The 16,668-nt window shown below is 48.2% G+C and carries 10 protein-coding genes; 7 read left to right on the top strand and 3 right to left on the bottom strand.

Annotated elements, in window-relative coordinates:
- Window positions 1–22: 22 nt before the first annotated feature.
- Window positions 23–1,963 carry an SPFH domain-containing protein gene (locus HZF10_RS03095; RefSeq protein WP_176004712.1) on the top strand — a complete coding sequence of 647 codons (1,941 nt, stop codon included), beginning with the start codon at window positions 23–25 and terminating at the stop codon, window positions 1,961–1,963.
- Window positions 1,964–2,063: 100 nt separating this feature from the next.
- On the opposite strand, the gene HZF10_RS03090 is transcribed toward HZF10_RS03095, so the two are convergent.
- On the bottom strand, window positions 2,064–2,702 hold the full coding sequence (locus HZF10_RS03090) for a hypothetical protein (RefSeq protein ID WP_176004711.1): 639 nt from the start codon (window positions 2,700–2,702) through the stop codon (window positions 2,064–2,066).
- Window positions 2,702–4,090, bottom strand: a complete 1,389-nt coding sequence (gene glmM / locus HZF10_RS03085) for a phosphoglucosamine mutase (protein WP_176004710.1) — start codon at window positions 4,088–4,090, stop codon at window positions 2,702–2,704. Before glmM ends, HZF10_RS03090 begins: the two co-directional genes overlap by 1 nt.
- Window positions 4,091–4,249: 159 nt before the next feature.
- On the opposite strand from glmM, the gene HZF10_RS03080 reads away from it, so the two are divergent.
- The 6 genes from HZF10_RS03080 (at window position 4,250) to HZF10_RS03055 (ending at window position 14,526) form a co-directional block, all read left to right on the top strand.
- Complete coding sequence (locus HZF10_RS03080) at window positions 4,250–4,834, top strand: acyl carrier protein phosphodiesterase (protein WP_176004709.1); 585 nt, start codon at window positions 4,250–4,252, stop codon at window positions 4,832–4,834.
- Complete coding sequence (ggt, locus tag HZF10_RS03075; RefSeq protein WP_176004708.1) at window positions 4,831–6,495, top strand: gamma-glutamyltransferase; 1,665 nt, start codon at window positions 4,831–4,833, stop codon at window positions 6,493–6,495. The genes HZF10_RS03080 and ggt overlap by 4 nt, the downstream gene beginning before the upstream one ends.
- A 10-nt stretch (window positions 6,496–6,505) precedes the next feature.
- On the top strand, window positions 6,506–7,171 hold the full coding sequence (locus HZF10_RS03070; RefSeq protein WP_176004707.1) for a DNA alkylation repair protein: 666 nt from the start codon (window positions 6,506–6,508) through the stop codon (window positions 7,169–7,171).
- A gap of 43 nt (window positions 7,172–7,214) precedes the next feature.
- The gene (locus HZF10_RS03065) at window positions 7,215–9,038 is read left to right on the top strand and encodes a chloride channel protein (RefSeq protein WP_176004706.1); all 1,824 of its coding nucleotides are present in this window, start codon (window positions 7,215–7,217) and stop codon (window positions 9,036–9,038) included.
- Window positions 9,039–9,166: 128 nt separating this feature from the next.
- Window positions 9,167–11,995, top strand: a complete 2,829-nt coding sequence (gene uvrA, locus HZF10_RS03060; protein ID WP_176004705.1) for an excinuclease ABC subunit UvrA — start codon at window positions 9,167–9,169, stop codon at window positions 11,993–11,995.
- Between the two features lie 224 nt (window positions 11,996–12,219).
- On the top strand, window positions 12,220–14,526 hold the full coding sequence (locus HZF10_RS03055; RefSeq protein WP_176004704.1) for a PAS domain-containing protein: 2,307 nt from the start codon (window positions 12,220–12,222) through the stop codon (window positions 14,524–14,526).
- Here the strand turns inward: HZF10_RS03055 and HZF10_RS03050 are convergent, their stop codons facing one another.
- On the bottom strand, window positions 14,527–16,494 hold the full coding sequence (locus tag HZF10_RS03050) for an endonuclease (protein ID WP_176004703.1): 1,968 nt from the start codon (window positions 16,492–16,494) through the stop codon (window positions 14,527–14,529). It lies immediately after the preceding gene.
- Window positions 16,495–16,668: the final 174 nt, after the last annotated feature.

Genomic DNA, 16,668 nt, shown 5'->3' with positions numbered 1-16,668 from the left:
TCCTCGTTAAAACACCAAAACCATGACAAACATTTCTTTATTAGCCTGGGTAATTCCCGTGGTTATCTGTATCGTATTGTACAAATTCGTCCTAAGGGTATTCTTTGGGATGGTGATCGTTCCCGAAGACAAAATCGGGCTTGTCACCAAAAAATTCGTGATTTTCGGAGCCGACAAAGCACTTCCCGACGGACGAATCATCGCCACCAAAGGAGAAGCCGGTTTCCAAGCCCAGACACTCGCGCCAGGATTGTATTGGGCCATGTGGTTCTGGCAATACAAAGTCGACATGGTATCCTTCACAATCATTCCGGAAGGCAAAGTCGGACTGGTATTGGCAAAGGACGGACGTGAAATCCCGACAGGCCATATCTTGGCACGTCGTGTCGATTCGGACAATTTCCAGGATGCGATGGCATTTCTCAACAATGGAGGACAAAAAGGCCGACAGACGGCGTTCATTACGACTGGTTCGTACCGTATCAACACCTATTTGTTCGAGATCGTGATCGTCGATCAGGTAAAGATTTTCGAAAATATGGTCGGAATCGTTACGGCAATGGACGGTGAGCCGATTCCACTCGGACAAATTGCCGGTAAATTTGTCGAAGGCCACAACAATTTTCAGGATATCGATGCTTTCCTGGGCAACGGCGGAAACCGGGGATTGCAGCCTCAGGTCATGCTTGCCGGTTCGTATTACCTGAACACATGGGCTGTTCAGATCGAGCAGAATCCGATGACGGATGTGCCTATCGGATACGTCGGCGTCGTGATTTCGTATATTGGAGAAGACGGGCTCGACGTTACGGGGGAAACCTTCAAACACGGAAACATCGTGTCCAAAGGTCAACGAGGCGTTTGGCATGAACCGCTTGGGCCTGGAAAATACGCACTCAACAAGTACACGACCAAACTCGAAGCCGTACCGACGACGAACCTCGTTTTGAACTGGGCGAACGCACGCAGCGAATCCCACGATCTTGATAAAAACCTGTCTACGATTACCGTGCGTTCCAAAGACGGATTCCCGTTCAACCTCGACGTGGCGCAAATCATCCACGTTCCGGCAAACGAAGCGCCTAAAGTAATTGCGCGTTTCGGATCGATGACCAACCTGGTTTCACAGGTTTTGGAACCTACTATCGGTAACTATTTCCGTAACTCAGCCCAAGACAGCGACGTGATTTCATTCCTTAGCACACGTAAGGAAAGACAGGATTCGGCAAAGAACCACATTCGCGAAGTACTAGACGAATACAACGTAAATGCGGTCGATACGTTGATCGGAGACATCGTTCCGCCAGAATCGTTGATGAAAACGCTTACCGACCGTAAAATCGCCGAAGAAGAGCAAAAGACGTATCAAACCCAGAAAATGGCGCAAGAACAACGTCAAGGGGTTGAAAAAGAAACAGCGATCGCCGATATGCAGAAAGAAATCGTACGTGCATCCCAAAGTGTCGAAATCGCGCAACGCACCGCCGACGCCGCCGTCAAGAAAGCCGAAGGTGACGCGACAAGTTTGAAACTCAACGTGAACGCCGAAGCCGAAGCCACAAAAATGCGTGCCAATGCAGAAGCCGAAGCGACCAAAGCAAGAGCCGGCGCGCAAGCCGAAGCAACGAAACTTACCGCAAGTGCCGAAGCCGAACGCATCTCGAAAACAGGTCTTGCCGAAGCCGAAAAAATCATGGCCGTAGGTAAATCGACTGCCGAGGCTTATCAATTGCAGGTTTCGGCCATGGGGGGCGACAACTTTACCAAGTACAAGATTACCGAGGAAATCGGAAAAGGCAACATCAAAGTCATTCCGGATGTCCTGATTTCAGGCAACAACGGATCGGAAGGTTCCATAAGCGGATTGCTCGGGCTCAAACTCATGGAAATGATGGACGCCAACGAAGCGAAAAACGCCAAGTCGAATCCGAAACCGCCTCAACGCAATAAGAACGCGGAATAACCAAACCCGTACAAAAGAAAAATCCGTCCTAAAAAGACGGATTTTTTTATTCAGTCATTTCACGATTCACATCTCACAATCACCATTCACATTTTACCCGCTACTTCATCGCATCAACCCCATACCCTATTTTCTTTCTCCTGAAAATCTGCCTCAAAATAGCGTACTTCCCATCGCATCCCGAAAGCAAACTCAACTGGTTGAACCAATCCACATCGGGCCTGATCACAAATCGGTTGCATTCGAAACTTACCTCGATATAAGCTACGACTTTGTTAGAAGCGTCGACGAACATAATGGCATTGCGCGGCGTGTAGCACTTCGAGGTCTGCATCCCAAGCTCTTTTGCTTTGGGATTCGCGCGATAATTGAAAAACCAACGGCTCAACGAATCTTTCTCGGCCTTATTGAGTTCGGCCATTTCGATTGCGGCGAATTTTTTCGTCCTTCCGCCCAAAATATGCGAGACGTCGAATTCACGCAGCACCTTGAAACCCATTTTACCGGCGACCGATGCACTGTCCTCGGCTACGATTTCGCGTCCGTTGTCGTCTACGATGGGCTTGTCGGAATAAGCCGTAGTGAAAAACGAGATCGCGAAAATCCTGTGCGCCGAAGCGAACGGAGGCATCGTCCGTCTTTTTTCGGCCGAAAGCGTCCCGTACCATCCGCAGGCTTTGTCTTGTGCAAACCCGCAAACGGTGATGAGTAGCAATAAAGCCGAAAAAATGTTTTTCATCAGATTCCGGCCACGGCTTTGATTTCGTCTATGATGCGCAAAGCCAAATCGTCTGCTGCTTTTTGCGATTTCGCTTCGGTATAGATGCGGATGATCGGTTCGGTATTCGATTTGCGCAAGTGTACCCAATTTTCGGCAAAATCGATTTTTACGCCATCGATCGTCGAAATTTTCTCCGATTTGTATTTGTCGGTCATCGCGGTCAGGATCGCATCCACGTCCAAAGTCGGCGTGAGCTCGATCTTGTTCTTGCTCATGTAGTATTCTGGATACGAAGCACGAAGCTCTGAAACCTTCATTTTTTTGTTGGCCAGATGTGTAAGGAAAAGCGCTACGCCAACCAAACTGTCGCGTCCGTAATGCAATTCCGGATAAATGATGCCGCCGTTTCCTTCGCCTCCGATTACGGCATTGTTCGCTTTCATGAGTTCGACGACGTTCACCTCGCCTACCGCGCTGGCTTCATAATTTCCGCCGTGTTTTGCGGTCACGTCCGCCAAAGCGCGCGACGACGACATGTTGGAAACCGTATTTCCGGGCGTTTTGCTCAACACGTAATCGGCAACTGCGACAAGCGTATATTCTTCCCCGAACATTTCACCGTCTTCCGAAATGAACGCCAAACGATCCACATCGGGGTCGACGACGATTCCGAAATCGGCTTTTTCTTCGACGACCAATTTGCAGATATCGCCCAAATGTTCCTTCAAAGGTTCCGGATTGTGAGGGAAATGCCCGTTCGGTTCGCAATACAATTTTACGGTCTCGACGCCGAGCTGCTCCAAAAGTTTAGGGATGATGACGCCTCCGGACGAATTCACGCCGTCTACGACCACCTTGAATTTTGCGGCTTTGATCGCTTCGGCATCGACCAACGGAAGCTCGAGCACTTCGTCTATGTGGATGTCCATATACGCATCGTTCGGGATGATTTCGCCCAAACTGTCGACATCGGCGAAATCAAACGCTTCCGCTTCGGCGATATCGAGGATTTTGGCACCTTCGGCTCCATTGAGGAATTCACCTTTTTCGTTCAAAAGCTTGAGCGCATTCCATTGTTTCGGATTGTGCGAAGCGGTCAAAATGATACCGCCGTCTGCTTTTTCAAGAGGCACGGCCACTTCTACGGTCGGTGTTGTGGAAAGTCCCAAATCGATGACGTCGATCCCAAGACCGATAAGCGTATTCACGACCAAATTGTGTATCATCGGGCCCGAAATACGCGCATCACGACCGATTACGACCGTAAGCTTTTCCTTTTTGCTGTAATTTTTGAGCCAGGTTCCGTAAGCCGAGGCGAATTTTACGGCGTCGACGGGCGTCAGGTTGTCTCCGGTCTTGCCGCCTATCGTGCCGCGGATTCCCGATATGGATTTTATTAATGTCATTTTATTGATTTTTATTTACTGGATGGGCAAAGATAATCGTTTGTCGATTCGCTCATAAGCCGATTCGTTGATTTGAACAGATTTTCGACAATCGGCGCAAATCTGAAACTTAAACGCCCCACACTTTAGCACTTCGGCACTTTTCGCTACATTTAACTTATGAATTTCCTCGCACACATTTATCTTTCGGGCAATAGCGACCTTTTGAAAATCGGTAATTTCATGGCCGACGGCATCCGTGGAAAAGAATACGAAACCATGCATCCCGACATCCAGAAAGGCGTGATGCTGCATCGGTTCATCGATACGTATACCGATTCCCATCCTGTTTTCAGGAAAAGTACCAAAAGGCTTCATGAGAAATACCACCATTATGCGGGTGTGATCGTGGATGTGGTTTACGATCATTTCCTGGCCAAAAACTGGAGCAGGTATTCCGATGAGAAACTTGAGGATTTCGTCGACAACTTCTATCGTTCGCTCGAGTCGAATTACGATTTGCTCACCGACAAAACCAAAGGTATGATGCCGTATATGATCAAATACAATTGGCTTTGGGATTACCAATTCGTCGACGGCATCGCTCGCATCCTGTACCAAATGGACCAACGCACGCGAAACAACTCGAAAATGCAGTTCGCCATAGAAGAACTCAAGGAATTCTATACCGAATTCGAATCGGAATTCATCGAATTTTTCGAGGATTTGAGACAAAACGCAGCACAGAAATTGCATTCCTTATGAGACGTTTCAGCCTGCTACTGTTACTGTTTTCGTGTCAACTTTCACTCGCTCAGGTCACGGCCAAAAAAGCGATGGTCGTCTCGGCCAAAAAAGAAGCCTCGGACATAGGACTTCAAATCATCAGACAAGGCGGCAATGCTTTCGATGCGATGATCGCTACCCAACTCGCATTGGCGATCGCTTATCCATATGCGGGCAATATTTCGGGAGGCGGATTTATGGTATATCGTAAGGCCAATGGCGAAAAAGGCACGCTTGATTTTCGTGAAACCGCACCGAAAGCGTCGTCGAAAGACATGTTCCTCGATAAAGACCGCAACGTGATTCCCGGAAAAAGTACCGAAACCGCGCTGGCCGTGGGCGTTCCGGGATCGATCGCGGCGATTTACGACATACATGCCAAATTCGGGTCGCTTCCGATGAAAAAGTTGTTTGAACCCGCAATCGCTTTAGCCGAAAAAGGAATCGTACTTTCTGAAAAAGACATCAGACACATCGAAAACAACCAAAAAGATATCATCCGCCTCAACGGAATAAACACGATATATGCGAAAAGCTACAAAATTGGCGACACCATTCGTTTTCCTGCACTGGCCGAAACCTTGAAACGCATTTCCAAAAACGGCCGGAATGAGTTCTACAAAGGCGAAACCGCGAAAAAGCTCATCGCTTACCTAAAGGCAAAAGGCGGCATCATGACGCTTTCGGATCTTGAAAGCTACAAGTCCAAATGGAGAAGGCCGATTGAATTTTACTATAAAAAACTACACGTGACGACCATGGCGCCGCCAAGCAGCGGCGGAATCTGTTTGGGTCAAATCCTCAAGATGATCGAATCATACGACGTTAAAAGCCTTGGCCACAATTCGGAACAATACATTCAATTACTTACCGAAGCAGAGCGCCGATCGTATGCCGACCGCAATCATTTTTTAGGTGACCCCGATTTTACCAATGTACCTAAAAATCAATTATTTGATAAAAATTATCTGAAGCAACGCATGAGTGGTTTTAGTTTTGAAAAAGCCACGAAATCGTCCGATGTTTCCCATGGTGAAATCGCGTTTTCCGAGAGCGACGAGACCACGCATTTTTCTATTGTCGATTCTTTTGGCAATGCGGTTTCGGTAACTACGACTTTGAATGGCGCCTACGGTTCGAAACTGTATTGCGATGAGCTTGGTTTTTTCCTGAACAATGAAATGGACGACTTCAGCGCAAAACCCGGCGTCCCGAATTATTTCGGATTGACGGGTTCCGAAGCCAACAGCATCGCTCCCGGTAAGCGTATGTTGAGTTCGATGACACCTACGATCGTAGAAAAAGACGGCAAATTGTTCATGGTTCTAGGAACTCCGGGCGGTTCGACGATCATCACTTCTGTATTGCAGACGATTTTGAACGTGACCGAATTCGGGATGGGCATGCAACAAGCCGTAGAGGCCAAACGCTTCCATCATCAATGGTTGCCCGATTCGGTAATGATCGAACCGGGTACGCTTTCGAGCGAGCAAATCACCAATCTCGAAGCCAAAGGATATAAAATCGACGAGAAATATGCGCCCGTAATCGGTAAGGTCGATGCGATCTTGATCCGCAAAGACGGGACAAAAGAAGCCGGCGCCGACAAACGAGGTGACGATGCGGCATCGGGTTTTTAAAACCATACTTATGGATTTCGTAAAAGAATTGAAACGCGTGCTGGACGAAAACAGCGATAAAAAGGCCGCGGAACCTATGGCCGCTTATATGAAAAACCTATTTCCGTATCTAGGTATTAGGAACGAGAAACGAAAAGGGATTCTCAAACCGATTTGGAATGAACATTCGGCAGAAATAAAGTCCGATTATCGAAACATCGCGCTCGAACTTTGGAAGCTTCCCGAACGCGAATTCCATTATTGCGCCATGGAAATCCTGTACAAAGAAATCAAGAACCGATATGAAAAAGAGGACATCGGCCTAATCGAAAAGCTGCTGACGACGCACAGTTGGTGGGATTCCGTCGATTTCCTGGCCAAGCACATTCTCGGAAATTACCTGTTGGCTTTTCCCGATGAAATCCCTAAAGTCGTCAAGCGGTTTTCCGATTCCGAAAACATGTGGCTCAATCGTTCGGTAATTCTTTTCCAGCTTGGGTATAAATCGAAAACCAATGAGAAATTATTGTTCGGAGAATGTCGTAAACATGCGTCGAACAAAGAGTTTTTCATCCCAAAAGCCATCGGATGGGCACTTCGCGAATACGCCAAGACCAATCCCGAAGCCGTTGTTGAATTCGTGTCAAAAAACCGACTTTCTCCGTTGAGTAAGCGCGAGGCTCTTAAAAACTTGTGACATTGGCTTGGTTGGCGTATTTTAGCGAATCCATTCCCGAACGATGCCCGAACGAAAAATATCAGCCGTAATTTTACTTCTGCGCAAAATCGCCCGACAGTTCGAACGCTTGTTTTTCATTGCGAAAACCTTGTTGTCCGAGAGGCACTTCATTTACTTGTCTTGCGTAGTCGTCGCGTTGAGCTGCGCGCTTGCGGTAATCGTACTCAAAAGTTTCGCCCATTACGTTTTCGTGTTCGCCAATTATGTGAATACGTATCTCAAACTCCCTTATATCAATTCTATTTTTCCGATTATCGGAATCGTTTTGACTGTTTTTGTCATCAGGAATTTTCTCGACGGCAGCCTTGAAAAAGGAAGTTCGCGAATCCTGTACGCGATCGCCAAAAAAGGCGGAATCATGCCGCGCAAACAAATGTACGCGCAGATCGTGACGAGCTCGCTTACCGTAGGACTTGGCGGTTCGGCCGGACTCGAAAGCCCGATTACCATTACGGGTGCGGCCATCGGTTCGAATTTCGCCCAAAAGTACCGACTGTCGCAAAAAGATCGTCTGCTGTTGCTTGCCTGCGGTGTTGCCGCGGGAATCGGCGCTGCTTTCAACGCTCCGATCGCCGGGGTTTTGTTCGCGATAGAAGTCGTGTTGACCGATGTGACGATTTCGGCTTTCGTTCCGATCATCATCTCGGCGGCGACGGGCGCTTTGGTGTCGACGGTTTTGCTTAACGAAGAAGTTTTGCTGTCGTTCAAAAGCCTCAATACGTTCGATTACCGCAACATTCCGTTTTATATTTTGCTTGGGATTTTGGCTGGATTCGTGTCGCTTTATCACGCGCGCAATTTCCAGCGCGTCGAGAAGTTTTTCTCGCGGATGAAAAACAAGGCGTACAAACGCGCGTTTTTCGGGGCGACGATACTCGGCATACTGATTTTCTTTTTCCCGTTGCTTTTTGGCGAAGGATACGAAAGCATCAAGACGTTGTCAAACGAAAATCCAAGCGCTTTGCTCGACAATACGTTGCTCGAGCGTTTCAAGGACAACGATTGGATTTTGTTGGCTTTTCTCGGAATTACGATGTTGCTCAAAGCATTTGCCACGGGCTTGACTTTGGGCAGCGGTGGTAACGGAGGTAACTTCGCTCCTTCTCTTTTCGTGGGTTCGTATCTTGGCTTTTTCGTATCGAAACTCGTAAATATGACAGGTTTGATGAGTCATCAGTTGCCCGTCGGAAATTTTACGATCGTCGGAATGGCGGGTATTTTGAGCGGTTTGTTCCATGCGCCTTTGACCGCTATTTTCCTTATCGGGGAAATTACGGGCGGCTACGGATTGATGGTGCCGCTGATGATCGTATCGTCCATAAGTTATGCCGTTTCCAAGCAATTCGAGAAGCATTCCATGGATGTAAAGCACCTGGCCGACAAAGACGAGGTGTTTACGTCCGATAAAGACAAGAACATCCTTTTGAGCATCGACATCCTTAAACTCGTGCATCACGAGGCCAAATGGCTCAAGCCCGACGACACGATGGAAACCCTCGTCGATTATCTGTCGCAAACCAAACAGGAAGTTTTTCCGGTGATCGACGAGAAATACAATTTGGTGGGAATCGTTTGCCTGGATGCCATCCGACCTGTCATCTTCAATTCGTTCCGCATCAAATTCACGCCTCTTAAAGAAATCATTTCGCCGGTAACTGAAGTGATTTCGCTCGAGGAAGGCATCGCGAACGCCGTCCATAAATTCGAGACTTCGGGTATCAAAACATTGCCGGTAATCAAGAACGGCAAGTATTTCGGATTACTTTCCGAAGTCAACGTACTCGAGGCGTATCGCGAGCAGCTCAAGCAGATGGTCATCGAATAATCAAAGGATATGACTGCGTTTGGTACATGAGCCATCCGGATTTTCTTTAACACAATCTTACCGAACCACTGCCTGAAAATCAAGCCCAAAATCGTACTTTTGCACCTTATATTCCGCCGCGAAATTTTATGCAAAAGACAGACGAAACTATAGAAGTGCTCGGTGCCCGCGTACACAACCTTAAAAATATAGACGTTACCATTCCGAGAGAGCAGCTTGTGGTCATCACAGGCTTATCCGGCTCGGGAAAATCATCGCTTGCTTTCGACACGATCTACGCCGAAGGACAACGTCGTTACATAGAAACTTTTTCGGCTTACGCGCGTCAGTTCCTAGGCGGGTTGGAACGTCCGGACGTTGATAAAATCGACGGATTGTCTCCCGTGATCGCCATCGAGCAAAAAACCACGAGCCGTAGCCCGCGCTCGACCGTGGGGACGATTACCGAGATCTACGACTTTTTGCGATTGCTTTACGCCAGAGGTTCCGAAGCTTACAGCTACAACACGGGCGAGAAAATGGTCAGTTATTCGGACGACCAGATAAAAGACCTGATCAAACGGGATTTCGAATCGAAACGCATCAATATACTCGCACCCGTCATCCGCGCCAGGAAAGGCCATTATGCAGAATTATTCCAACAGATCGCCAAACAAGGTTTCCTGCGCGTACGCATCAACGGCGAGATCAAGGAAATCACGCCGGGCATGAAACTCGACCGTTACAAGACGCACGATATTGAGATCGTCATCGACCGCATGGCCATCGACAATTCTGAAGATACCGACAAACGCCTTACCGAAAGCATCAAAACCGCGATGTATCATGGAGAGGATGTGCTTATGGTGATGGACCACGATTCGGGCGATGCTCGTTTTTTCAGCCGTACATTAATGGATCCGATCACGGGAATCTCCTACCCGAATCCCGAACCGAACTTGTTTTCGTTCAACTCTCCTAAAGGCGCTTGTCCGCATTGCAAAGGTTTGGGTACGGTCAATGAAATCAACATCAGGAAAATCATTCCGAATCCGAAATTATCGATAAAACAAGGCGGTTTCGCTCCTCTTGGCGAGTACAAGGCAAGCTGGATTTTCAAGCAATTGGAAACGATCGGAGAGAAATTCGGGTTCAAGGTCACCGATGCGATCGAGAAGATTTCCGAAGAAGCCATGGAAGTCATTCTCAATGGCGGAAAGGAAAAATTCGAAGTCAAGTCGAAAGCGGCCGGCGTCACCAAAGAATACAAGATCGAGTTCGAAGGTATTTCCAATTTCATCAAGAACCAGTTCGAGGAAACCGAATCGACGTCGATCAAACGTTGGGCGAAAGAGTTCATGGACGAGGTGAAATGCCCGGTTTGCGAAGGCACGCGCCTCAAAAAAGAAGCGCTGTATTTCCGTGTAAACGACAAGAATATCGCCGAGCTGTCGAATATGGATATTTCCGATTTGACGAAATGGTTCGACGGGATCGAGGACAAATTATCCGAAAAACAGAAAATCATCGCCGTCGAGATCATCAAGGAAATCCGCGATCGCCTGCACTTTTTGGTCAATGTCGGATTGGAATATTTGTCGTTGAGCCGCAGCTCGAGAACACTTTCGGGCGGTGAAGCGCAGCGCATCCGATTGGCGACACAAATCGGATCGCAACTCGTCGGCGTACTTTATATCCTCGACGAACCGAGCATCGGATTGCACCAGCGCGACAACGAAAAACTCATCCATTCCCTGGAATCCTTGCGCGACATCGGGAACTCGATCATCGTCGTAGAACACGATAAAGACATGATCGAACGCGCCGATTATGTGATCGACATCGGCCCAAAAGCCGGAAAATACGGAGGCGAGATCATTTCTGCGGGAACGCCAAAACAAATGCTCGCCGAACACACGTTGACCGCTCAATACATGAACGGCGAAAAATCTATCGAAGTCCCGAAAAAGAGACGAGAAGGAAACGGCAATTTCATGAAGCTCAAAGGCGCGACCGGAAATAACCTCAAAAACGTTTCCATCGACCTTCCGCTTGGCAAACTGATCGTCGTGACGGGCGTTTCGGGCAGCGGAAAATCGACGTTGATCAACGAGACGTTGTATCCGATCCTGAACGCGCATTATTTCAACGGTGTCAAGAAACCGCAGCCGTATAAATCGATTGAAGGTTTGGAACACATCGACAAAGTCATCGATATCGACCAAAGCCCTATCGGACGTACGCCGAGGTCGAATCCTGCAACCTATACGGACGTGTTTTCGGAAGTCAGGAATTTGTTCACGATGACGTCGGAGGCGCAAATCCGCGGTTATAAGGCCGGCCGTTTCAGCTTTAATGTGAAAGGCGGGCGTTGCGAAACCTGCGAAGGTTCTGGAGTCCGTACGATCGAGATGAACTTTTTGCCCGATGTTTATGTGGAATGCGAAACCTGTCAGGGCAAGCGCTTTAACCGAGAGACGCTTGAAATCAGGTACAAAGGCAAATCGATTTCGGATGTGCTCAACATGACGGTAGACGAAGCCGTGACATTTTTCGAGAACATCCCGAAAATCTACCGCAAAATCAAGACGATTCAGGACGTCGGTTTAGGATATATCACGCTCGGGCAGCAATCCACGACACTTTCCGGAGGTGAAGCCCAACGTATAAAACTCGCTACGGAATTGTCCAAAAAAGACACCGGAAACACGTTCTACATCATGGACGAACCAACGACAGGTTTGCATTTCGAAGACATTCGCGTGCTTATGGAAGTCATCCGCAAACTCGTCGACAAAGGCAACACCATCCTGATCATCGAACATAATATGGACGTGATCAAACTTGCCGACCATATCATCGATATCGGCCCGGAAGGCGGTCAGGGCGGCGGTACGGTCGTGGCTACCGGAACGCCCGAAGAAGTCGCGAAAGTCAAAAAAAGCCATACGGCCAGGTTCTTAGCTAAGGAACTTTAATTGTCAGTAGAATTGTTACTCTTTAAATTCATTCTACAATGTTAATTAAAAGTTAATGCCTAACTTTGTCCAACTAACCTAACCCATAGGTTTGCGCAAGGATGGTAGCCCGGCACAGACGCAATATCTTTTCCTACTTCGCGAAAAGGCCCCGTACTTCGGGAGTCCTTGTGTCGCTGGTATTGATAGTGGTCGTATCGATCATTTCGTTCCAACGCTACGAGATGGCTCGCAATAACGAGCAGCGCGAAATGTACAGCCTGATCGATGTGGCCCATCACAACCTCGAACAATCGATAAAAAGCTGTTATGCGACTTCGCTTTCATTAGCCCTTACGATCAGCGACGACGGAATTCCGCAGGATTTTGAAGCGGTCGCAGCCGATTTGCTCCAGTCAAATTCTGTCATCAACGCCGTTGAACTCGTTCCGAACGGTGTCATCAAATATGTGTATCCGACGATCGGCAACGAAAAAGCCATAGGATTCGACATCCTTAAATCACGTGAGCATAGAGAAGAAGCGCTTCGATCTTTACGCGACGGCAAAATATATTTCGCAGGACCTCTAAAATTGCAGCAAGGCGGATCGGGAATCGTCGGTCGCATGCCGGTTTTCGTCAACGGTAAATTCTGGGGATTTTCGGCCGTACTAATCAAACCTGAAACGCTTTTCAGGATGGCGGGCATAACGTCGGTAGACGAAAGCAAATACAGTTTTCAATTGGTGAAAAACAATCCGGTCACGGGTGAAAACCAATATTTCCTTCCCGGAGCCGACGATTACAAGCAGCATTACTACGTCTCGAAAGCGATTCCCGACGGCGGTTGGGAACTCGTGCTGTCTTCCCGAAACAATTACAGCAGTCTTTGGGCGATATTGCCGACCGTGTTTTTCGGATTTTCGTTCGCGCTGCTTTTCGGATTCGTGATTACGTTATTACTTGAGAAACCCGCCAAAGCCGTACGCGAAAGTGAAGCGCGTTTCGAAAGCCTGTTCAACGATTCGCCTATCGCGCTGTGGGAAGAGGATTTTTCCGAAGTCAAGGAATACATCAAAAGTATCGGGATGTTTGGTCGTGACAAGGAAACCGTGGAAGTGTATTTCAGGACGCATCCCGAAGAAATCCACAAATGTCTTGAACTGGTCAGGATCATCAATGTGAACAACGAATGCCTGCGTCTGCATTATCCCAAAACGCGTGAGGAATTGTTGAGCCACAACTTGAATTCGATCATGGATTCGGACACGTACGAAGATTTTATCAAACAACTACAGGCAGTTGCCGCCGGCCAATACCAGGTCACGATGGATACGCGTATGATCGACGGACGCGGCGGTTTCCGGGATTTGTTCCTTCAATGGACCGTCATGCGCGGCTGCGAGGATTCGCTTGACCGTGTGATCGTCGCTACAGAAGACATCACCAAGCGCAAAAATGCCGAAAAACTCATATCCGATTCCCAGCAAAGGCTCAAATCGTTGATCAATACGATTGACGGCGTGGTTTGGGAAAGCAATTTCGAGAGCGACAACATTTCGTTCGTCAATGCGAAAGCCGAGGAAATCATGGGTTATCCGATGGAACAATGGCTTTCGGAACCTAATTTCTGGACGAACCACATCCATCCCGATGACCGCGAAGAAGCGTTGCGAACGTATTTTGCGAACGTCCACACCAAACAACAATTCGAATTCGAGTATCGTTTCCTTAAAAAAGACGAAACCGTGATTTGGGTAAAGGATTATGTGAATGTAGTGTCCGAAAACGGCAAACCGGCCTATGTGCGCGGTATTACGATCGACGTGACTAAAACCAAGGAAGCCGACCACAAGCTCAACGAATCGCTCAAACTCGTCATCGAACAGAACAAAAGGTTGCAGAATTTCTCGTATATCGTGTCGCACAACCTGCGTTCGCACACGAGCAACATCCAATCAATCGCGGCTTTGATGGAAACCGTAGAATCCGAAAGGGAACGCCAGCAAATGACGGGAATGTTGCGGACGGTTTCGGCTTCTCTAAACGAAACCATGACCAACCTGAACGAGGTCGTGAACATCCAGACCAATATCAGTCTGGTTTCGGAAAAGCTCAATTTGAGGCATTACATAGAAAGTGCCGTTGCGGTTTTGTCGGAACAGATCGCACTCAAAGGCGCCGACATCAGCATAGACGTGCCGCGTTGGGCAGAAATCGTGTTCAATCCGGCGTATCTGGAAAGCATCCTTTTGAATCTCATTTCGAACGCCATCCGTTATTCGAGCACCGAAAGACAGCCTAAAATCCACATCTTATGGATTGAAAATGCCGAAGGAAAAACACTTTCGGTAAGCGACAACGGCATCGGCATCGACCTTGACAAGTACGGCGACAAGTTGTTCGGGATGTACAAGACGTTCAGCAATAATCCCGATTCGCGTGGCATCGGATTGTTCATCACGAAGAATCAGATCGAGGCTATGGGCGGCAGTATTTCGGTGGAAAGCGAGCCCCATAAAGGCACGACTTTTACCGTGCGGTTCAAGTAATCAGCGTACGATCAGTTTGACCGTGGCGGTTTTGTAATCCGAAGTGATTTTCGCAAGGTAAAGCCCGACTGGAAAATCGATCGCGATTTCACGATTCCCGTCGATTTCAAATTCCCCTACTTTCATTCCGCTTACGTTAAAGATTTCGGCTTGCCCGCTGTCGATTCCTTTTATAGAAAAATGATCGCGCGCCGGGTTCGGGTATAACACGACCGCATCGATCTGGTTTTCTGGATTCGAAAGATTCGCGAACCAAGGCTCGCCCGTATGCGTTCCCCAAATGTAATCGGCCAGATCAGGATAATCCACGAACGGGTTGCGATTCGCCTGCCATTGATAGATGACGTTGTTGTGGTGCATTTCGAAATCGTCCGAAGGATCGCTATGGTTCCAGGTCAGCATCCATGCAAGGTCGCCCATGATCTGGTTGCCGGCCGTATCCGTCGGATTTCCGTTGACGAGGTTGAGTCCGTTATAGCGCACGGCCATGTAAAACAAACTGCGTGACACATCGCCTTTCCAGCTATTTTGGTTACCCGCCGGACCGTTATAGTCCGAACCGTAATCGCGGTTGTTGCGCGAACTGTTTTCGGGTCCGTCTTCGGCTCGGATGTGATGACCATCGGCATGACCCGCCAAAATATCGTCCGGACCTGTCGGAAGCCACACATTCATGCCGTCGGCCTGGTCGCTTGTCCCGTCCGAAAATCCGCCTCTCGATTGAGGGAAAATATGCTCGCGGTTCCACGATCCTATATTGCTCGCCGTCGACTGGAATTTATACTTGCCTCTTCCCTGCTCCACATACATAAGCCAAACCTGGTTGCTGTTAAGCGGATTCTGGTCGGCCTGTTTGAGCATGAGTTCGATGTCGCCATAATTCTGTGCATGCACGACCGCCAGATTCGCGATGATGTCCTGGATCGCCTGCTTGAGTTCGTTTCCGGATTTCCCTTCGAGCGAATCGTAATAACCCGCCGGAATTTGCGGCGTGACGAGTCCGTATGTAGGATTTACGGGTGTTCCGTAAGTTGCCGTCGTAAAATCGTTGTCGATCACGATAAACGGGATGTTGTCGTTGAGGCGGTTATAACCCGTCGGCAAAGTGCCGAACTTGATGCGGAAAGTCTCGTCACCTTCGTCTAAATTGTCATCCACGAAAGTGATAGTCGTACTGAAAGTAGAACTTCCCGTCGGAATCGAAACGGCGGTATTTCCCGTAAAATCGGCTAAAGAAAAAGGACTTCCCTGAAGACTGAACGTGAAATTCAAAGTAGAACTCACCGGATTTTGGGTCGTGAAGGTTATCGTCAAAGTACTTCCTTCGCTGATCTCGTAAGTCGCGTTGGCCGATATCGTAATCCCGTTGAAACCGATACCGCTGCCGTCGTTGTTCGCTCCCGGAGTCGGCGCTTTGGTTTCGTAAGTCCCGTCGGGTTTGCGCTGCACCGATTGGGTCGTGCCGAGATTGTTCGCGTTCTCGTCGTATTGAACGGTCAGTCCCAAAAGAGCCATAAGTTCGGTGGCGTCGGCATCGCTCGTATCGTAAGCCAAAGCACTCACGAGGTTGGTCGACGTGGCCAAAGTCTGGTCGGGAAAATCGGAAGCGTTGCCAAGGTACAGACCAATCGCATCGGCACCGTTCTGGATCACGCTGTTGGCAAAAATACGCTCGGGAACCGGAGATACCAATTCATTTCCGATAAGTACCAATCCGTTCACATCGGTGACCAATCCGTCAAGATCGATCGTGAAATAACTTTTGTTTGCGGTGCTCGAAGCTGTAGAACCATTAAAAAACACCAATACGTAACCGTCGAGCGCGAAATTAGGCACAGTCGATTTGAGTTCGATGAATTCCTTGTCGTCGGTACTTGGCGTGTCCGTATCCAACTCATTGATGACAACCTGTGAATTCGCTGTAAAACAAAGTGTTATTAAAAGTAGCCTGAGCGTAATTTTGATCATTTCGGGAATTTTAGTCGCGATAAAGGTAAGCGAATAAAAGTCGGACCAAATGAATTCAAGGTTAAAAAGCGCAGAATTACCATGTTAAATATCCCTGAAACTAGGGATATCGCCAAAATACCGGTATTCGGGCATTGCCATAACTGTAATAGTAAGTATATTAGTATCACGAAA

The organism is Flavobacterium agri, from assembly GCF_013401995.1.
GTDB lineage: Bacteria > Bacteroidota > Bacteroidia > Flavobacteriales > Flavobacteriaceae > Flavobacterium > Flavobacterium agri.
This window is presented reverse-complemented; position numbering and strand designations above follow the sequence as displayed.